This is a genomic window from Streptomyces sp. P17 (assembly GCF_032436805.1).
Classification (GTDB): domain Bacteria; phylum Actinomycetota; class Actinomycetes; order Streptomycetales; family Streptomycetaceae; genus Streptomyces.
The window spans coordinates 103,675-121,557 of record NZ_JAVRBF010000019.1 but is presented as its reverse complement, the minus strand read 5'-3'; the positions used below and the strand labels follow the sequence as shown (position 1 = coordinate 121,557).

Here is a 17,883-nt window from a genome sequence, read left to right as displayed (position 1 = left end):
GCCTTCGCCGGGCTCGCCCCCGCCGGCCGGGAAGCCTTCGCCGGGCTCGCCCCCGCCGGCCGGGAAGCCTTCGCCGGGCTCGCCCCCGCCGGCCGGGAAGCCTTCGCCGGCCCCGCCCCCGCCCACCAAGAACCCGTCGGCGGGCTCGCCCTCGCTCAGGCGCTGGAGGCGTTGCGGTGTGCCGCCGGGGAGGCGATTCAGTTGCACGGGGGCATCGGTTTCACCTGGGAGCACGATGTGCACCTGTACTTCAAGCGGGGCGCGGGCGACGAGTTGCTGTTCGGGCCCGTGCACCGGCTGCGGGCGTACGCGGCCGAGGTGGCGCGGCTCTTCGAGGTGACGGTGTGATCGGCGTCCGGATCGTGCAGAAGGTGTCCTCGACGCGCGGCTTCGCCAAGGTCGCCCCGCATGTGATCCCGGCCCTGGACCGTGCCGTGCACCGGGTCACCCGGGGCCGTGTGCTGCTCAGCGCACAGTTGCTGCCCGGGGTGATCCTCACCTCCACCGGCGCTCGCAGCGGCCTGCCCCGCCGGACGCCGCTCGCCTGTATGCCAGAACCGGAGAAGGGGACCTGGCTCCTCATCGGCTCCAACTTCGGCAGGACCGGCCACCCCGCGTGGACCGCGAACCTCCTCGCCCATCCCGACGCCGAGATCAACTGGAAGGGCGCGGACATCGCCGTGACCGCGCATCTGCTGGAGGGGGAGGAACGGGCGGCCGTATGGAAGGCGGCGCTGGCCTTCTGGCCGCCGTATGCCACCTATCAGGCGCGGGTGGAGCGGGAGATCCGGCTCTTCAGGGTCGTACGACGAGAGTCATAGCGTGCGCTGGACCAGCAGGAACGCCCCGATGCCGAGCATCGCCGCCCCGGAGGTCCGGGTGACCGCGCGGGCCGCCGCCGGGCGGGCGGAGAGGAGCGCGCGGGCGCCGACGCCGACCGCCGTATAGACGGCCGCGGAGCACGCCATGTGGAGCAGGCCGAGGACGGCGGTCTGGGCGGGGACCGGTAGATGGCCGCCGCCCGTGACGAGGAACTGCGGCAGGACGGACAGGTACAGCAGCAGGCCCTTCGGGTTCAGGCCGCTGATCATGGCCCCGCGCAGGAAGACCCGGTCACCGGTGGTCGCCGCCTCCCCGGGCACCACCGGCCGGCGCAGCACGCTCCACCCGAGCCACACCAGGTACGCCGCCCCGGCCACCGTCAGGCCGGTCAGCAGCGCGGGCTTGCTCGCGACCAGGACGGCGAGGCCCGCCGCCGCCAGGGCCGTGTGCAGGGCGTAGCCGCTCACCAGGCCGCCGACGGCCGTCGCCACCTTGCCGCCGCGCAGCCCCGCCGAGATCACATACGCCCAGTCGGCGCCCGGCACGCAGACCAGCAGCAGGTCGAGGGCGAGGAAGGAGAGGAGGGTTCCGGAGTCCATGGTGGGGACATTAGGCGGGAATGGCCCGAAAGTGCTCCCGAAGTTTGCTCGTGATCGCGTGTACTGAGGCAAGATTTGCCCCATGGACGACGTAGACCGGAAAATCCTTGCCGAGCTCCAGCAGGACGGGCGGCTGACCGTGACCGAGCTGGCCGGGCGGGTGCGGCTCAGCGTCTCGCCGTGCCACCGGCGGCTGCGCGAGCTGGAGCGCTCGGGGGCGATCAGCGGCTACCGGGCCGTGGTGGAGCCGACCGCCGTGGGGCTGACCTTCGAGGCGCTGGTCTTCGTCTCGATGCGGCAGGAGGACCGGGACACCGTCGCTGAGTTCGAGCGGGCCATCGGCGAGATCGAGCATGTCCTGGACGCACAGCGGCTGTTCGGGGAGCCCGACTATCTGCTGCGGGTGGCGACGGCCGACCTCGCCGCCTTCCAGCGGCTGTACGACGAGCGCCTGGCCGCTCTGCCCGGGGTGCAGCGGCTGACCTCGACGCTGGTGATGAAGCACGTCGTACGCGACCGTCCGCTGCCCGCATAGCACGGCAGGCGGCCGTCCACCGGAGTGAACAGCCGCCTGCCAGACAGGACTTGGGGGCCTGGTAAAAGGGTGGGCGCTACTTCGTCGGCTTCTTGCCGGTCACGCCCAGATGCACCAACAGCGCCAGGTTCGGCTTGAGTTCGGCCGGCTTGACGCCCCAGGTCTGGAAGCCCTTCTGGTGCGAGGCCACCGCCGCGAGCATCGCGACGATCGAGCCCGCCACCGCGGCCGGGTTGACGTCCTTGTCGACCTTGCCCTTGGCCTGCAACTCCGCGACCGCGTCCGCGAGGGAGTTGTTCACCGAGTTGAGGATCTTCATCCGGAGCTTGTAGAAGCGCTTGTCGCCCTCGGCGGCGCCGAGATCGACCACGCGCAGGATCGCGTCGTTCTTCCGCCAGAACTCCAGGAATCCGTCGACTAGTTCCTGCGCGGTCTGCCAGCCGGACTTGCCGACCCACGACCGCCCCGCGAGGAGTTCGGTCAACCCGGCGCCCTCGGCGGCCATTTGCTCGGCGATCTCCAGGACGGCGCCTTCGACATCCGGGAAGTACTGGTAGAAGGTGGCGGGCGAAGTGCCCGCCTTCCGGGCGACATCGATGACTTTGACGTCCCGGTAAGGGGAGGAGCTGAGCATCTCGCTGAGGCAGTCGAGCAGCTTCTGCCGGGTCGCCTGCCCACGCCGGCCGGCCACGCGGCCGTCGACGGTACGCACTTGTCCTGTCATGCCGTCAGCTTACCGAGGGGTGATCGGAGCGCGATTCGGCCGACTGCAAATGGGGTGCACGAGGGCGGAGAGCGTGGTGTGCCTGGTCTGCGGCGTGCGTGAGAGGCCGTTACTTTGGCGACATGGCCGAAAACAGGGCATCCGGGTATGTCGAGGGCGTCCCCTGCTGGGTGGACGCCCAGCTCCCCGACGTCGAGGCGGGCAAGCGGTTCTACGGTGAACTCTTCGGGTGGAGCTTCGAAGGGTCCTATGCCTTGCAGGAGGGGGAGCCGGTCGCGGCGCTCGTCCCCAAGGTGGACGGGCGGATGCCGACCGTCTGGACGGTGTACTTCGCCACCCCGGACGTCGAGGCGCTGGTCCGGCGGATCCGGGCGGCGGACGGGCAGATCGTCACGGCACCCGTGGAGGTGGGCGAGGGGGAGGGCGTCACGGCCCTGGTCACCGACCCCGAGGGTGCCGTCTTCGGGCTCTGGCAGGCGGGCAGCCACCCCGGCTTCGGCCGCCGCCACGCACCCGGCACCTTCGCCTGGGTGCAGCTGTACGCGCGGGACACCGACACCGTCAACGACTTCTACGGCGACCTCTTCCACGACGCCCTGTTCGGGCCCGACTCCAAACCCGACTTCGGCCGCGCCCCCGTCTCGGACGTCTTCCCCGCCGAGATGCCGCCGCACTTCCTCGTCCACTTCCGGGTGGAGGACTGCGAGGAGGCCGTCGGGGCGGTGCAACGGCTGGGGGGACGCGTCCAGGCGCCACCCTTCGAGACGTCGTACGGCACCGTGGCCGTCGTCACGGACAATCAGGGGGCGTCGTTCGCGCTGCTGCAGCGCTTGAACTGAGGCTTTTGTCCAAAGACACCCCGATTCGACCCCGGGTTCGCAACCACGCCCCCGGACAGGAAGAATCGGGGTGCGTGCCGCCATGGCGGTGCGGTGGTGAGACGCTGCACGGGGTCGCGTACATACGTGGGTGACGCGGCCCGTACGGGGAGGTGGCAGGCAAGTGGTGGATCAGCTGACACAGCACGATCCGCGGCGAATCGGGCCGTTCGAGGTGCTGGGACGGCTGGGCGCCGGCGGCATGGGGCTGGTCTATCTCGCGCGCTCGGCGTCCGGCCGGCGCGTGGCGATCAAGACGGTCCGCACGGAGCTCGCCGAGGACCAGCTCTTCCGCGTCCGCTTCACACGCGAGGTCGAGGCGGCCCGGGCCGTCTCCGGCTTCTACACGGCGGCCGTGGTCGACGCCGACCCGCGTGCGGCCGTGCCGTGGCTGGCCACCGCGTACGTCCCCGCGCCCTCCCTCGAAGAGATAGTGAACGAGTGCGGGCCCCTTCCGGCCCAGGCGGTGCGCTGGCTGGCGGCGGGTGTGGCGGAGGCGCTCCAGTCGATCCACGGCGCGGGCCTTGTCCACCGTGACCTGAAGCCCTCCAACGTCCTCGTCGTGGAGGACGGCCCCCGGGTCATCGACTTCGGCATCGCGTCCGGCGTCTCGAACACCCGTTTGACGATGACGAACGTCGCCGTCGGCACCCCCGCCTACATGTCCCCCGAGCAGGCGAAGGACTCCCGCAGCGTCACCGGCGCGAGCGATGTCTTCTCGCTGGGCTCGATGCTGGTGTTCGCGGCGACGGGCCATCCGCCCTTCCATGGCGCCAACCCGGTGGAGACGGTCTTCATGCTCCTCCGCGAGGGCCCCGACCTGGAGGGCCTCCCGGACGAACTGCGCCCGCTGATCGAGTCCTGTATGCAGATGGAGGCGACGGGCCGCCCGAACCCGGCCGACCTCCAGGCCCAGCTCGCCCCCCACCTCTTCGGCTCCGGCTCGGACGACAGCGGTACGGCGTCGGCGTGGCTGCCCGAGCGGGCGGTGAGCCTGATCGAGGCCCGCCGCAACGGCCGCCCGCCTGCCAAGACCGGCCCCGGGAGCCGCAGCGCCGGCCGTGCGGTGCCGCCCCCGCCCGCCCACGCGCCCCCGGTCCCCGCCGGCGCCCCCGACACCGGCCCGGTGCGCCTGGCGGGCGCCCAGGTCCCGATCGGACCCGGACCGCGCGTCGCCGACGCCCGCGCCGCCGCCGTGAAGGCACCGCCGCCGGAAGCCGGCCTGGTCGCGAGCTGGTCCAAGCCCCGCCCCGGAGTCAACGGCGCCGACCCCGCGGTGCCCGCGGCACCCACCGCGCCCCCGGAGACGGCGAGCGGCTGGCGCCCCTGGCGGTTCCGTATGTCCAACGACGTGTGGGGCACCCCGGCGGTCTCCGGCGACCTGGTCTACGTCACCTCCTTCGAGGTGCACGCCCTGGATGTCGGCACCGGCCGCCGCCGCTTCAAGACCAGGGACGTCGCCTGGTCGATGGCGGTCGCGGACGGCCGTATCCACGCCTCCGACGGCCCCACCCTCTTCGCGCTGGACTGCCGTGAGGGCGGCGACCTGTGGCGGCTGCCGACGGACGCCTGGGTCTACTCGCTCAAGGCCGAACGCGGCACGGTCGTCACCGGCACCCGCGGCGGCGGGGTCCAGGCCTGGGAGGCGTCCACCGGTCAGAAGCTGTGGGAGCTCACCGGCGCCCAGACCGACTTCGAGTCCCCCGAGGCGGGCCCCGCGCTCCACGAGGGCACGGTCTACGTCTGGCAGGACGCCCGCCTGCGCGCCCTCGACGCCCGCACGGGCGACGAGCGCTGGTCGTACCCCATCGGCGACGCGGCCTCCTGCGGCGGCGTACCGGTCCGGGTCTCGCAGGCGGTGGACGGCTATGTGTACGTCTCCGCGGGCACCCGCGTCCTCGCCCTCGACGTCTCCTCCGGCCAGGTCCGCTGGCACTTCGAGGCCCCGGCGGTCTTCCTCTGCCCGCCGACCTTCGTACCGGGCCCGGCGGTGACGGGCGGCGGCGTGTATCTCGCCGACTACCTCGGCACGGTGTACGCCCTGGACGCCACCGACGGCCGCGACCGCTGGCGGATCGCGACGGAGGCGAGATCGTCCATCGAGCCGGTGCTGGTGGCCGCGGGCCATGTGCATGTGGGAAGCGGCAAGGGCCTGTACACGCTGGACGCCGTCACCGGAACGCCCAAGTGGCGGTTCCAGGCGGGCGGGGACATCGTCGGGGCGCCCTCGGTGGCGGAGGGCCGTATCCACTTCGGCTCCACCGACCACCTGCTCTACACCCTCAAGGCCGACGACGGGCGGCTGCGCTGGAAGCTGGCGACCGGCGGCGAGATCACCGGTTCGCCGGTGGTGCGGGACGGCGTCGTGTACGCGTGCAGCAAGGACCGGTGCGTTTACGCGCTGGACGCGGAGAAGGGCACGGGTACCGCGCGCACCGGCTAGGGCCTGCCTGACAGATCCCCGCCTGCCCGGCGGCGTCTGGCATGCACTCCCCCAGAGGGGGGACACCCAGCCGCGTTGCCGAACCGCCCACGTGGCTCCGCCACGAGGGCGCTCCGGCGCCTTGCGATCGCACGCTCCCCCACGCTCGAACACGCTCGCGCGGGGGCACCCCCATCGCCGCCGCCCGGCCCGCCCTACGGGCGGATGACGGGGATTTGTCAGGCAGGCCCGCGGGGGACGGCCGTCGTACCGGTGCACGGAAGGGGGCCCAGACGGCGGCCGTCGCTGCCGGGAGCGGCCCTGACGCCGCTCTCACCCCAGACGCTACGCCGAGGACGCATCGGTCGCCATGCAGTGGCATGACCGCGAGAGGTGATCAGCGGGCTGCGGGTCATGGATCTTCGGGGGCGCAAGCTCAAGTTCACACCAGTAACGGCATGGGTGGTTCTGGCACTGACCAGGTCGTCCCCGCGAACGACACGGTGGAGGTCCAGGTCGACCTCACCGACGCGGCCGAGGCGGCGAAGGCCGACCGCTGCGAGGCGGAACCGATGCCGTCCGTCTGACGGCCTTCACCTCACCCGGGGGTCACCGCCCCGACGCCCCGCGAACAGCTCCGCCTGCCGCTCGGCGGGCAGGTTCCCCAGCGCGATGAGATGCGGCGCCTGGGCGAAGGCCTGGGCGCGGGCGGCCTCCTGGGCGGCCCAGAGGGCGCGGACGGTGCCCTGGACGGCCTCGGTGGGGTACCCGGCCATGACGGTGGCGCACGCGAGTGCCGCTTTCAAGTCGCCGCCCTCGTCGGTTACTTCGGATACCAGTCCCACCTCATGGGCCCGCCGGGCGGAGATCCGCTCGGCGGTGCCCATGAGCATCATGCGCGCGACCTCGCCCGCGGGCATCCGCTGCGCCATGAGCATGGACTCGTAGGCGCTGACCATGCCGTAGGTGGTGTGCGGGTCGAAGAAGGTGGCCGTGGAGTCGGCGACGACGAAATCGCACTCGCCCAGCAGATAGAAGGCCCCGCCGCAGGCCATGCCGTGCACGGCGGCGATGACGGGCTTCCAGAGGTCATGGGATTTGGGCCCGATGCCCAGCAACGGATCATCCTGCATGTACGGCGAGTCGGGCTGCTCGACGAGCACCCCACGGTCGATCCCCGTGCAGAAGGCCCGCTCCCCGGCGCCGGTGAGGACGAGCGCGCGGACGGAGTCGTCGAAGCGGAACGCCCGCCAGGCGTCGGTGAGTTCTTGTGCCGCAGCCAGGTCGATGGCGTTGAGCCTGTCGGGCCGGTTCAGGGAGACGACGGCGACACCGGTGTCCTTGTCGGCGGTGATGTCCAGGCTCATGGACGCTCCAGAACCCACTGCGGGAGACCGCTACGGCTGAACACGGCCTGGACCTTGGCGCCGATCCGGAGCCGGTCCGCGTCCACGGAGTTCAAAGGCGCGTCGGCCCCCCTGACCAGATTGCCGACGAGGCGGATGCGGGGCGCGTCGGTGAGCTCGACGAGGACGACGTTGTACGGCGCCTGCGCCGCGTAGTCGGGCAGGAGGGGCGGGTGGGGGACGACGTAGGACCAGATGCGGCCGTGCCCGCTCAGGGGCCGCCACTCGCCGGCGAAGGACTGGCAGTGCGGACAGCACGGCCGGGGCGGGAAGCGGGGTTCGCCGCACTCGGCGCAGGCCTGGACGCGGAGTTCGCCCCGGGCGGCGTACTGCCAGAAGGGGGCGCCGTCGGGGTCGGTGACGGGGGAGAGCATCCGTGGATCAACTCCTCAGTTCCGTAGGAGCAGTGCGGAGGTGGGTACGCCCTCGCCGGCGGTGACGAGGCAGGTGGCGGCGCCGGGGACCTGGGCGGTGCTGGTGCCGCGGAGCTGCTTGACGCCTTCGGTGATGAGGTTGAAGCCATGGACGTAGGCCTCGGAGAGCCCTCCGCCGCCGGTGTTGAGGGGGAGCCGTCCGCCGATCTCCAGGGCGCCCTGTTCGGTGTAGGCGCCGCCTTCTCCTCGCCCGCAGAAGCCGTAGCCCTCCAGGGAGAGCGGGACGAGCGCGGTGAAGGCGTCGTAGATCTGGGCGACGTCGATGTCCTGCGGGGTGAGATCGGCGTGCTTCCACAGGTGCCGGGCGGCGGTCCAGGCGGGGCCGGTGAGGGGGTCGTCGTTCCAGTAGTTGACCATGCCGTGGTGCTGGGCGGGGAGCCCTTGGGCGGCGGAGTGGACGTAGACGGGCCGCTGGGCACAGTCCCGGGCCCGCTCACTGCTGACGACGACGCAGGCCAACGCGCCGTCCGTCTCCAGGCAGTTGTCGTAGAGGCAGAGGGGTTCGCTGATCCAGCGGGAGGTCATGTACATCTCGCGGGTGAGGGGGCGGTCGTACATGATCGCGGCGGGGTTCTGATTGGCGCGGTTGCGGCAGGCGAGGGCGACGTTGAAGAGGTGGTCGCGGGTGGTGCCGTACTCGTGCATATGGCGGCGGGCGAGCATGGCTATCTCGTCGACGGGCCGCAGCAGGCCGTAGGGGCGGGTCCACTGGGCGGGCGTGGGGAGTTGGACGTCGGTGTTGGTCCAGGGCCGCGGCCCGCTGCCGCGCTTGCGTGAGCGCCAGGCGACGCCGACGGTGGCCTGCCCTGCGGCGATGGCGGCGGCGAGGTGGGCGACGGTGGCGCACGAACCGCCGCCTCCGTAGCCGACCTTGCTGAAGAAGGTGAGGTCACCGAGTCCGACGGCCTTGGCCAGCTCCACCTCGTCCGTCTCCTCCATGGTGTACGAGGCGAGCGCGTCGACCTCGCTCGGCGCGATCCCGGCGTCGTCGAGCGCGGCGAGGACGGCTCGGCAGGCGAGGGTGCGCTCGTCCTCGGGGAGTTGCCTGGCGAACCGGGTCTGTCCGATCCCCACGATGGCGGTGGCGTCCTTGATCCCGACCATGCTGTTGGCCCCTCCCGTCGGCTGACAGTGCGTCAGGTTACCGCTAATCTGACGGACAGTCAGCTACTGGTTTGGGGGCTGTTGTGCGCGGTGACGTGGAGTGGGGCAGCATTCCGGGACTCGTCCGCTACGCGACCGAGCGGTACGCGGATGCCGAGGCGGTGGTGGAGGGGCGTACGCGGATCTCGTACGCGGAGTTGGGTTCGCGGGTGTCCCGCTCCACGGCGGCGTGTGTCGTGAACGGGGTCCGGCCGGGCGACCGGGTGGCGATCTGGGCGCCGAACTCCCTGGACTGGATCGTGGCGGCGCTGGGCGCGGTGTCGGCGGGGGCGGTGCTGGTGCCGCTGAACACCCGGTTCAAGGGGGCGGAGGCGGCGGATGTGCTGCGGCGGTGCGGGGCGCGGCTGCTGTTCGTGACGGGCACGTTCCTGGGGACGTCCTACGTGGCCTCGCTGCGGCGGGTGGGCCTTGCGTCGCTGCCGGAGCTGGAGCAGGTGGTGGTGCTGGCGGACGACGCGCCGGCGGACTTCCGGACCTGGAAGGACTTCCTGGCGAGCGGGGAGGGGCTGGCCGGCGACCCGGTCGACGTGGGCCCGTCGTCGCCGTCGGACATCGTCTACACCTCGGGGACGACGGGCCGCCCGAAGGGGGCGGTGATCACGCATGGGCAGACGCTGAGGGCGTACGAGATCTGGAGCGACCTGGCGGGCCTGAGGCTGGGGGACCGCTATCTGATCGTGAACCCCTTCTTCCACACCTTCGGCTACAAGGCCGGGGTGATCGCCTGCCTGATGCGCGGGGCGACGATGATCCCGCAGCCGGTGTTCAACGTGGACACGGTGCTGGCGAATGTGGCGGCGGAGGGTGTGTCGGTGCTGCCCGGGCCGCCGACACTGCTCCAGTCCCTCCTGGACCACCCGTCCCGCGCGGCCTTCGACCTCTCGGCGCTGCGCCTTGTGGTCACCGGGGCGGCGGTGGTGCCGCTGCGCCTGGTGGAGCGGCTGCGCTCGGAACTGGGGGTGGCGACGGTCCTGACGGCGTACGGCCTCTCGGAGGCGAGCGGGATCGTGACCATGTGCCGCAGGGGCGACGACCCGACGGTGATCGCGTCGACCTCGGGACGGGCGATACCTGGGACGGAGGTGAGGGTGGACGCCCCGTCGGGGGAACCGGGGGAGGTCCTGGTCCGGGGCTTCAACGTCATGCGCGGTTACTACGAGGACGAGCGGGCGACGGCGGAGGCGGTGACGGAGGACGGCTGGCTGCGGACGGGGGACGTGGGCGTGCTGGACGGGGCCGGGAACCTGCGGGTGACGGATCGCATCAAGGACATGTACATCGTCGGCGGCTTCAACGCGTACCCGGCGGAGATCGAGCAGGTGCTCGCCCTGCACCCGGATGTCTCCGACGTGGCGGTGATCGGCGTACCGGACGACCGCCTGGGGGAAGTGGGCAAGGCGTATGTGGTCCGGCGTCCCGGGGCGGTCCTGACGGCGGACGACCTGATGGCGTGGTCCCGGCGGGAGATGGCGAACTACAAGGTGCCGAGGTCGGTGGAGTTCGTGGCGGAGCTGCCGAGGAACGCGAGCGGGAAGGTGGTGAAGGGGCGGTTGCGGGACGCCGGCTGAGGGACGGCCGGCGCCCCGCTGCTCCGGCTAACCGAAGGCGCGAACGGCCTGGTAGTACGTCCAGGCGGTGCTGTTGCAGGCGGTCTTGGTGGCGCCGCCGTAGTTGTTGCAGACGCGCTTGAGGTCCTCGTAGAAGGCGCTGTCGAGGCGGGACTTGTTGGCGCTGAACGTGCCGGCGGCCTTGTAGTTGCGGTAGCCGAAGTCGTGGCGGGCGCAGGACATCTGGAACGGGAAGCCGAAGGGGTTGTCCGGCGAGGAGGAGCAGTAGTCGGTGGACCAGTCGAACCCGTAGGCCGCCCAGGCGCCCTGGTTGGCCCGGGCCGCGCCCCAGAGGTTGTAGCTGCTCGCGCTGGTCTGGGTCCAACTGGCCAGGACCTGAGGCTTGTCGGCGGGAGCGGCGTCGGCCGCGGTCGCGGTGGCGACGACGGTGACGATCGTGAGGGCCGAGGTTGCAAGTGCGGTACCGAGTCTGCGGTGCATCCCACACCTCCATGAGGCTGCCGCCCGTCCATCGGACAGCAGGTTCATGTCAAGATGATCGGCCTGTTCTATGCGCGTTTACACCTGCGGGGACCAAATAGCCGATTAACCAAGGGATGTGATCAATGATCAGGCGGTGAACGCCGCGATCCCACTCCACGTCCCCCGAGGGGGCCGAGCTTCCCCTTGACACACGTCGGCCGCGGCGGCTCCCCCTCCGCGCCGCCGCGGCCGATCCCCGTGTGGGAAAAGGTTCTGTGGTGTCTGCCGGTCAGGCCGGGTTGTCCGTGACGTGGGTGTTGTCCGTGGTGGCCTCGCCCTCGTCCTCGGTGCTCGTCACGTGGGTGTTGAGCGGCTTGATCGGGCTGCTCGTCACGTGGGTGTTGAGCGGCTTGATCTCCTCGCCGCTGTCCGCGTCGGTGACGTGGGTGTTGTCGGGCTCAAGGACCGGGTCCTTCTCGGTGTTGCTCATGGGTGGTGCCTCCCCTTGGTGGATCCCTGCGGAACTGCGAGGCCCGTCCGGCGATTCCCCCGAGGACCGCCGGACGGGCTGCTCGCGGCCGTTCACCATAGACGACGGCCGAAGGTCGTCCCGCCTGCCCCCCGACGCGACGGATCGACACGTCGAGAGTGCCTGGCGGCGATAAACGAATGATGAACGCCCCCGACGCCGCCGACGTCCTCAGGCGGCGACCGGTGTGAGCAGTCCCCTCACCTCGGCGGCCTCCGGCGAGTCCAGCCGCTCATAGATCTCCAGGGCTTCGCGCCAGCAGACCAGCGCCCGGCCGGCGTGCCCGATGCCGTTCAGCGCCTTGCCCAGGACGGTCAGCACGTGCCCCCGGCGCCAGTCGCCGCCGATGCCGCGCAGCACCGTGAGCGCCATCTCGGCGTTGCTCGCCGCCTGGGCCGGCTTACGTGCCTCCAGGTCGACCTCCGCGAGCCGGCACAGCGTCATCCCTTCCCACAGGCGCTGTCGGCTGTCACGGAAGACCCGGAGCGCCTCGTCCAGTTGCTGCGTCGCCTCGCTGTGCTGTCCCGTCTTGGCCAGCGCCATCCCGAGGGCGTAGCGGCCGTTCGCGCCCCGCAGGGTGTGGCCCAACGACTGGTAGATGTCGGTTCCTTGGCGGGCCAGTGCCACGGCGGTGTCGGCACGCCCCGTGGCGAGATGCAGACGGGACAGGTTGCACAGCGGGCTCGCGGACCCCGCGACATCGCCGCAGCCCCGGAACTTGTCGATGGCCTGGCTGAAGAACCGTTCGGCGTCCGTGTAGCGGTTCTGGTAGAACGCGATGCTTCCCAGGATGTTCGCCGCCCAGCTCGACGGCAGCGGGTCGTCGGTCGTCCCGGCGAGCTGGATCGCCTCCTGTGCCTCCGGATACGCCCGGTCGAACAGGCCCGAGAACAGGCGTGCGTTGCTCAGCACGACCGACGCGCGACCCTCGGCACGTACGTCGCCCTCGGCACGCGCGGCGTCCCGCAGCACCGTGGCGGCGGCTTCGTACTCCTTCGAGTTGGCCCCCGACTCGGCCAGGTCGACGGATGCCCACAGCAGGTCCACCGCACGGCGCAGGGTGCTGCCCTCGGCGGACTGCCGGGCACAGGCGAGCAGCGGTACCGCCTCGGAGTACAGCCAGTCCCGCGCGGCCTGCCGGTCGGGGAAGCTCAGGCCAACCGGCCCGGTGGCGTGGAGGTGGTCCACCAGCCGGTCTCCGGGCCGCTCCATCGCGTAACCCCCCGCCGCGGTGCCCAGGTAGAAGTCCAGGAGGCGGCTCAGGGCGGCACGCCGCTGACTGGGCGGCCACTCGTCCCGCTCCGCACAAGCACGCGCGTAGAGCCGGACCAGATCATGGAACCGATACCGGCCAGGCGCCGCGGATTCCAGCAGCGACGTGTCGACCAGGGCCTCCAGCAAGTCCTCCGTCTCCTCCACCGGAAGATCCAGGACCGCCGCAGCCGCCGCCAGTGAGATATCCGGACCGTCCGCCAGGCCCAGCAGCCGGAACGCCCGTGCCTGGGACGGCTCCAGCTGGCCGTACCCCAGCTCGAACGTCGCCTTCACCGCCAGATCGCCCGCCTGGAGTTCGTCCAGCCGCCGCCGTTCGTCCGCCAGCTTGGCCGCCAGTACCGAGACCGTCCAGGTGCGCCGGGCCGCCAGGCGGGATGCCGCGATGCGGATCGCAAGGGGCAGGAAACCGCAGGCCGCGACCACGTCCAGGGCCGCTTCCCGTTCCGAGGCCACTCGCTCCTCGCCCACGATCTTCGTGAACAGGGACAACGCTTCGTCCGGTGACATCACGTCCAGGTCCACCAGGTGCGCCCCCGCCAGGTCCACCATCCGCACCCGCGACGTCACCAGCGCCGCGCAGCCCGACGTCCCCGGCAGCAAGGGCCTCACCTGCGCCGCATCCCGCGCGTTGTCCAGCAGCACCAGCACCCGGCGCCCGTCCAGCACCGAGCGGTACAGCGCCGCCCGCTCCTCCAGGGAGTCCGGGATCGCGGAGTCCGCCGTGCCCAGGGCCCTCAGAAATGCCCCCAGTACCGTCTCCGGGTCCGCCGCCCTCGCGCCCGCGCCCTGGAGGTCCACGTACAGCTGGCCGTCCGGGAAGGCCGAACGGGACTGGTGGGCCACATGGACCGCAAGGGTCGTCTTGCCGACGCCCCCGATCCCCGCCAGCGCCGACACCGCCATCACGCGGCCCTCCGCCGACGCGAGCACCTCGCTCAGCTCGGAGACGAACGACGCGCGGCCCGTGAAGTCGGGGACCGTCGCCGGGAGCTGGGCCGGGCGGACCGGGACCGTCGAAGGCTCCGCCAGCGGTGCCGACGGTTCCGCCAGGCCCGGGTCCGCCTGGAGGATGCGCTGCTGGAGCTCGCTCAACCCCGGACGGGGGTCCACGCCCAGTTCGTCCGCCAGCAGGCGCCGCGTGTCCGCGTACACCGCCAGCGCCTCCGCCTGGCGCCCGCTGCGGTACAGGGCCAGCATCAGCAGCTCACGCAGGCGTTCCCGGAGCGGGTGCGCCGCCGTCAGGGCCGTCAGTTCCGAGACCGCCTCCGCGTGGCAGCCCTGTTCCAGGTCCATGTCCAGGCGGGACTCCAGGAGCTGGAGCCGCCACTCCTCCAGGCGGACCCGTTGGGCCTCGGCGTACGGGCCGGGGACGCCTGCCAGAGGTTCGCCGTCCCACAGGGCCAGTGCGCGGTTCAGGACCTCCCGCGCATGGCACAGGTCGCCCGCCCCCCGCGCCTTCTCCGCCTCCGTCGCCAGTTCCTGCGCCATCGACAGGTCCAGGGCGCCGAACCCCAGGCCCCGCACCGCGTATCCGCCGGACTCGCTGACCAGGACACCCGGGTCCAGGACCTTGCGCAGCCGGGACGCGTACGTCCGTACCGCCGCCAGCGCCTGGGACGGCGGTTCCTCGCCCCACAGCGCGTCGATCAGTTCCGCCGCCGTCGCCGTGCGGCCCTCGCGCAGCAGCAGGGCCGCGAGCAGGGCGCGTTGCTGGGGCGAGCCGGTGTTGAGCAGCTCCTCCTCGCGCCAGGCGCGCACCGGGCCGAGCACGCTGAAGCGCAGCGCCGCCGGCTCGGATGAGCCGTCACGGCCGCCACGCCTCTGCTCCGGCACCCGCGGTACACCGTCCATCGCCGTCCCCCTGCAGAACGTCATGACAACCAGGCGCCAGTTTGCCTTGTTCATGGCGGATGCGTCAGCCGTGGGAGACCGCACTCACAGCCAGACGTGCGGTACACCACAAGGCCCTCACAACCTCTTCGCACGGTTCCGCACAGAACCCGATAGCTGACGGACCGTCAGATCAGCGCTACCGTGGGCCGCATGGAGACCAATCCGAGCTTCCCGCTGATCATCTCCGTCGACGACCACACCGTGGAGCCCCCGCAGGTGTGGCAGGACCGGCTCCCGAAGAAGTACCTCGACACCGGGCCCCGCACGGTCCGCGCCCCGTTGAAGGAAATGACCTTCCTCGGGGGTCGGTTCAAGCCGGTCATGGGCGAGAAGGGTGACGACGGCCCGATCGGCGACTGGTGGGTCTACGAGGATCTGCAGCGGCCCCTCACCCGCCTCGACACCGCCGTCGGCTACAGCAGGGACGAGATCAAGCTCGAAGTCATCACGTACGAGCAGATGCGGAAGGGTTCCTACGACGTCCCCTCCCGCCTCGACGACATGGACGTCAACCACGTCCAGTCGGCCCTCTGCTTCCCGACCTTCCCCCGCTTCTGCGGCCAGACCTTCACGGAAGCCCAGGACCATGAGCTGGGGCTGCTGTGCGTCCAGGCCTACAACGACTGGATGGTGGAGGAGTGGTGCGGGCCCCAGGCGCGGGGGCGGCTCGTACCGCTCACCCTCATCCCGCTGTGGGACGCCGAACTGGCCGCGGCGGAGGTACGGCGCAACGCCGCCCGTGGTGTCCGGGCCGTCGCCTTCTCCGAGATACCCCCGCATCTCGGACTCCCCTCCGTCCACACCGACGACTGGGACCCCTTCCTCGCCGCCTGTGACGAGACCGGCACGGTCGTCGCCATGCACATCGGCTCCAGCAGCCGGATGCCGTCCACGAGCGCCGACGCCCCGCCCGCCGTCGGCTCCACCATCACCTTCGCCAACTGCTGCTTCTCGATGGTCGACTGGCTGATGAGCGGCAAGTTCGAGCGCTTCCCGAACCTCAAGGTCATGTACGCCGAGGGGCAGATCGGGTGGATCCCGTACATCCTGGAGCGCGCGGACGTGGTGTGGGAGGAGAACCGGGGGTGGGGCGGGGTCGCCGACAAGGTGCACCGGCCGCCGTCCGAGCTGTTCGCCGACCATGTCTACGGCTGCTTCTTCGACGACGCCTTCGGGCTGCGGAACCTCGACGCCATCGGCGTCGGCAATGTGCTCTACGAGACCGACTACCCGCACTCCGACTCGACCTGGCCGAAGTCCCGGGAGGTCGGCGAGGCGCAGATGGGGCATCTGGACGCGGACGTGGTCGAGCGGATCGTCCGGCGCAACGCCATTGACCTGCTGGGGCTCACGGACGACGGGCGGTGGCCGGGGGCATGAACGCCACACGCGTGTCCTACGGCATCCAGCTCCCGATCCAGTCCCAGAGCACCCTCTACGCCGAGCCCTGGGAGGCCGGCGCCGGGCCCGACGACCTCGTGGCGACAGCTCGCGCGGCGGACCGCGCCGGCTTCTCCTACGTCGCCAGCTGCGACCACGTCGCCATCCCGCGCCGCCTCGCGCCCGCGATGAGCACGGCCTGGTACGACCCCGTCGCCACCCTCGCCTACCTCGCCGCCGCCACCGAACGCGTACGCCTGCTCAGTCACGTAGCCGTGGTCGGCCTGCGCCACCCCCTGCTCACCGCCAAGCAGTACGCCACCCTCGACCACCTCTCCGGCGGGCGCCTGCTCCTCGGGGTGGGCGCGGGACATGTGGAGGAGGAGTTCACGGCGCTCGGGGTGGACTTCCGGCACCGGGGCGCCGTACTCGACGAGACCATCGACGCGTTGCGTGCCGCGCTCGGGCCCGAGGAGTTCCCCGAGCACCACGGCAAGCTGTACGACTTCGAAGGGCTCGGCCAGCTCCCCAGGCCCGCGCAGGAGCGCGTCCCCGTCTGGGTCGGCGGCTCCTCGCCCGCCGCCGTGCGCCGGGCCGCGCTCAAGGGGGACGGATGGCTGCCGCAGGGGGACCCACGGGACCGGCTGCCCCAGCAGATCGCCCGGATCCGGCGACTCCGCGAGGACGCGGCGATCCAGGGCCCGTTCGTCTACGGCGCCATCGCCGAACCCCTCTACATCGGCACCCCCGCCTGGCACGTCGGCCGCCGCACGCTCACCGGCTCCCCCGAGCAGCTCGCCGAGTCACTGCGGGCGTACCGCGCGATGGGCGTGGACCAGATCCAGGTGCGGTTCCGCAGCCGCGGCCGCAGCGAACTCATCGACCAGATCGCGGCGTTCGGCGCCGACGTAGGTCCCCACCTGTGAGGAGTCGGCACATGGGCAAGCTGGACGGACGGGTCGTCATCGTCACCGGGGCGGCGCGCGGACAGGGGGAGCAGGAAGCGCGGCTGTTCCGCGAGGAAGGGGCGTCGGTCGTCGTGGCGGATGTGCTCGACGACCAGGGGGCGGCGCTCGCCAAGGAGATCGGGGCGCTGTTCGTCCACCTGGATGTGGGGGACGAGGCGCAGTGGCAGGGGGCCGTACGGCGGGCCAAGGAGGCGTACGGCCGGATCGACGGGCTCGTCAGCAACGCCGGCATCCTGCGCTTCAACTCCCTTGTCGACACCCCCCTCGACGAGTTCATGCAGGTTGTGCGGGTCAACCAGGTCGGCTGCTTCCTCGGCGTCCGGACCGTCGCGCCCGAGATGGAGGACGGCGGCACGATCGTCAACACCGCGTCCTACACCGGGGTGACCGGCATGGCGGCCGTCGGGGCGTACGCGGCGACCAAGCACGCCATCGTCGGGCTCACCCGGGTCGCCGCGCTGGAGCTGGCCCCCCGCGGCATCCGCGTCAACGCCATGTGCCCCGGCGCCATCGACACCGCGATGTCCAACCCGGCCCAGCTGGACCCGGCGGCGGACGCGGAGGAGACGGCACGGGCGCTGGACGGGCTGTATCGCAAGCTCGTCCCGCTCGGGCGGATCGGGCGGCCCGAGGAGGTGGCCCGGCTCGCCCTCTTCCTGACCTCGGAGGACTCCTCGTACATCACCGGCCAGCCGTTCGTGATCGACGGCGGCTGGCTGGCCGGCGTCTCGGTCATCTGACTGACCGTCAGCTATTGACGCCTCATGCGTACGGTGCCACAGTCAGCGATCTGACGGACCATCAGAAATCCAGACCGGGGACGG

At 71.5% G+C, this 17,883-nt stretch carries 17 protein-coding genes and 1 pseudogene; 10 read left to right on the top strand and 8 right to left on the bottom strand.

Going from position 1 to position 17,883, the window contains the following annotated elements:
- Together RMT89_RS15080 and RMT89_RS15075 are read left to right on the top strand one after the other, a co-directional pair.
- A pseudogene (locus RMT89_RS15080) lies at positions 1-348 on the top strand (acyl-CoA dehydrogenase); the annotation flags it as partial.
- Positions 345-821, top strand: coding sequence for a nitroreductase family deazaflavin-dependent oxidoreductase (locus tag RMT89_RS15075; RefSeq protein ID WP_315884261.1), 477 nt, complete (start codon positions 345-347; stop codon positions 819-821). The pseudogene RMT89_RS15080 and the gene RMT89_RS15075, both read left to right, overlap by 4 nt.
- Here RMT89_RS15075 and RMT89_RS15070 read toward each other — a convergent pair.
- Complete coding sequence (locus RMT89_RS15070; RefSeq protein ID WP_315884260.1) at positions 816-1,421, bottom strand: LysE family translocator; 606 nt, start codon at positions 1,419-1,421, stop codon at positions 816-818. The two genes, RMT89_RS15075 and RMT89_RS15070, sit on opposite strands and share 6 nt — an antisense overlap.
- A gap of 82 nt (positions 1,422-1,503) precedes the next feature.
- Between RMT89_RS15070 and RMT89_RS15065 the strand changes: the two genes are divergently transcribed.
- Entirely contained in the window at positions 1,504-1,956 is a 453-nt protein-coding gene (locus RMT89_RS15065; protein WP_315884259.1) for an Lrp/AsnC family transcriptional regulator, read from the top strand.
- Between the two features lie 76 nt (positions 1,957-2,032).
- On the opposite strand, the gene RMT89_RS15060 is transcribed toward RMT89_RS15065, so the two are convergent.
- Positions 2,033-2,680 carry a TetR family transcriptional regulator gene (locus tag RMT89_RS15060; protein WP_315884258.1) on the bottom strand — a complete coding sequence of 216 codons (648 nt, stop codon included), beginning with the start codon at positions 2,678-2,680 and terminating at the stop codon, positions 2,033-2,035.
- A 122-nt stretch (positions 2,681-2,802) separates the two neighbouring features.
- Here RMT89_RS15060 and RMT89_RS15055 point away from each other — a divergent pair, with 122 nt between their 5' ends.
- The 3 genes from RMT89_RS15055 (at position 2,803) to RMT89_RS15045 (ending at position 6,567) form a co-directional block, all read left to right on the top strand.
- The gene (locus RMT89_RS15055; RefSeq protein WP_315884257.1) at positions 2,803-3,519 is read left to right on the top strand and encodes a VOC family protein; all 717 of its coding nucleotides are present in this window, start codon (positions 2,803-2,805) and stop codon (positions 3,517-3,519) included.
- Positions 3,520-3,682: 163 nt separating this feature from the next.
- Positions 3,683-6,001, top strand: a complete 2,319-nt coding sequence (locus tag RMT89_RS15050; RefSeq protein ID WP_315884256.1) for a serine/threonine-protein kinase — start codon at positions 3,683-3,685, stop codon at positions 5,999-6,001.
- A 437-nt stretch (positions 6,002-6,438) separates the two neighbouring features.
- The gene (locus tag RMT89_RS15045) at positions 6,439-6,567 is read left to right on the top strand and encodes a hypothetical protein (RefSeq protein WP_315884255.1); all 129 of its coding nucleotides are present in this window, start codon (positions 6,439-6,441) and stop codon (positions 6,565-6,567) included.
- 6 nt (positions 6,568-6,573) lie between these two features.
- Here RMT89_RS15045 and RMT89_RS15040 read toward each other — a convergent pair whose 3' ends face one another.
- The 3 genes from RMT89_RS15040 to RMT89_RS15030 are packed head-to-tail and all read right to left on the bottom strand — an operon-like array spanning position 6,574 to position 8,924.
- Positions 6,574-7,347, bottom strand: a complete 774-nt coding sequence (locus tag RMT89_RS15040) for an enoyl-CoA hydratase/isomerase family protein (RefSeq protein WP_315884254.1) — start codon at positions 7,345-7,347, stop codon at positions 6,574-6,576.
- Positions 7,344-7,760, bottom strand: a complete 417-nt coding sequence (locus tag RMT89_RS15035) for an OB-fold domain-containing protein (RefSeq protein ID WP_315884253.1) — start codon at positions 7,758-7,760, stop codon at positions 7,344-7,346. Before RMT89_RS15035 ends, RMT89_RS15040 begins: the two co-directional genes overlap by 4 nt.
- A 15-nt stretch (positions 7,761-7,775) precedes the next feature.
- On the bottom strand, positions 7,776-8,924 hold the full coding sequence (locus RMT89_RS15030) for a lipid-transfer protein (RefSeq protein WP_315884252.1): 1,149 nt from the start codon (positions 8,922-8,924) through the stop codon (positions 7,776-7,778).
- A gap of 83 nt (positions 8,925-9,007) precedes the next feature.
- On the opposite strand from RMT89_RS15030, the gene RMT89_RS15025 reads away from it, so the two are divergent.
- On the top strand, positions 9,008-10,552 hold the full coding sequence (locus RMT89_RS15025; protein ID WP_315884251.1) for a FadD3 family acyl-CoA ligase: 1,545 nt from the start codon (positions 9,008-9,010) through the stop codon (positions 10,550-10,552).
- A gap of 27 nt (positions 10,553-10,579) precedes the next feature.
- Here the strand turns inward: RMT89_RS15025 and RMT89_RS15020 are convergent, their stop codons facing one another.
- From RMT89_RS15020 to RMT89_RS15010, 3 genes are all read right to left on the bottom strand, one after another.
- Complete coding sequence (locus RMT89_RS15020; protein WP_315884250.1) at positions 10,580-11,032, bottom strand: phospholipase; 453 nt, start codon at positions 11,030-11,032, stop codon at positions 10,580-10,582.
- A 271-nt stretch (positions 11,033-11,303) separates the two neighbouring features.
- Complete coding sequence (locus tag RMT89_RS15015) at positions 11,304-11,504, bottom strand: hypothetical protein (RefSeq protein ID WP_315884249.1); 201 nt, start codon at positions 11,502-11,504, stop codon at positions 11,304-11,306.
- Between the two features lie 210 nt (positions 11,505-11,714).
- Positions 11,715-14,669 (bottom strand): BTAD domain-containing putative transcriptional regulator, encoded by a 2,955-nt coding sequence (locus RMT89_RS15010; protein ID WP_315884248.1) that lies wholly within the window; start codon positions 14,667-14,669, stop codon positions 11,715-11,717.
- A 192-nt stretch (positions 14,670-14,861) separates the two neighbouring features.
- On the opposite strand from RMT89_RS15010, the gene RMT89_RS15005 reads away from it, so the two are divergent.
- Genes RMT89_RS15005 through RMT89_RS14995 form a run of 3 tightly spaced genes read left to right on the top strand, consistent with a single transcriptional unit; the run spans position 14,862 to position 17,799 of the window.
- Positions 14,862-16,091, top strand: coding sequence for an amidohydrolase family protein (locus tag RMT89_RS15005; RefSeq protein WP_315884247.1), 1,230 nt, complete (start codon positions 14,862-14,864; stop codon positions 16,089-16,091).
- Entirely contained in the window at positions 16,088-17,017 is a 930-nt protein-coding gene (locus RMT89_RS15000; protein ID WP_315884246.1) for a TIGR03619 family F420-dependent LLM class oxidoreductase, read from the top strand. Before RMT89_RS15005 ends, RMT89_RS15000 begins: the two co-directional genes overlap by 4 nt.
- 11 nt (positions 17,018-17,028) lie before the next feature.
- Complete coding sequence (locus tag RMT89_RS14995) at positions 17,029-17,799, top strand: SDR family NAD(P)-dependent oxidoreductase (RefSeq protein WP_315884245.1); 771 nt, start codon at positions 17,029-17,031, stop codon at positions 17,797-17,799.
- Positions 17,800-17,883: the final 84 nt, after the last annotated feature.

Excerpts from the sequence above, each read along its gene's own strand:
- RMT89_RS15035 (WP_315884253.1), bottom strand. The coding sequence starts at position 7,760 with ATGCTCTCCCCCGTCACCGACCCCGACGGCGCCCCCTTCTGGCAGTAC.
- RMT89_RS15070 (WP_315884260.1), bottom strand. The coding sequence starts at position 1,421 with ATGGACTCCGGAACCCTCCTCTCCTTCCTCGCCCTCGACCTGCTGCTG.
- RMT89_RS15030 (WP_315884252.1), bottom strand. The coding sequence starts at position 8,924 with ATGGTCGGGATCAAGGACGCCACCGCCATCGTGGGGATCGGACAGACC.
- RMT89_RS15020 (WP_315884250.1), bottom strand. The coding sequence starts at position 11,032 with ATGCACCGCAGACTCGGTACCGCACTTGCAACCTCGGCCCTCACGATC.
- RMT89_RS15015 (WP_315884249.1), bottom strand. The coding sequence starts at position 11,504 with ATGAGCAACACCGAGAAGGACCCGGTCCTTGAGCCCGACAACACCCAC.
- RMT89_RS15060 (WP_315884258.1), bottom strand. The coding sequence starts at position 2,680 with ATGACAGGACAAGTGCGTACCGTCGACGGCCGCGTGGCCGGCCGGCGT.
- RMT89_RS15005 (WP_315884247.1), top strand. The coding sequence starts at position 14,862 with ATGGAGACCAATCCGAGCTTCCCGCTGATCATCTCCGTCGACGACCAC.
- RMT89_RS15045 (WP_315884255.1), top strand. The coding sequence starts at position 6,439 with ATGGGTGGTTCTGGCACTGACCAGGTCGTCCCCGCGAACGACACGGTG.
- RMT89_RS15055 (WP_315884257.1), top strand. The coding sequence starts at position 2,803 with ATGGCCGAAAACAGGGCATCCGGGTATGTCGAGGGCGTCCCCTGCTGG.
- RMT89_RS15040 (WP_315884254.1), bottom strand. The coding sequence starts at position 7,347 with ATGAGCCTGGACATCACCGCCGACAAGGACACCGGTGTCGCCGTCGTC.
- RMT89_RS15065 (WP_315884259.1), top strand. The coding sequence starts at position 1,504 with ATGGACGACGTAGACCGGAAAATCCTTGCCGAGCTCCAGCAGGACGGG.
- RMT89_RS15000 (WP_315884246.1), top strand. The coding sequence starts at position 16,088 with ATGAACGCCACACGCGTGTCCTACGGCATCCAGCTCCCGATCCAGTCC.
- RMT89_RS15010 (WP_315884248.1), bottom strand. The coding sequence starts at position 14,669 with ATGGACGGTGTACCGCGGGTGCCGGAGCAGAGGCGTGGCGGCCGTGAC.
- RMT89_RS14995 (WP_315884245.1), top strand. The coding sequence starts at position 17,029 with ATGGGCAAGCTGGACGGACGGGTCGTCATCGTCACCGGGGCGGCGCGC.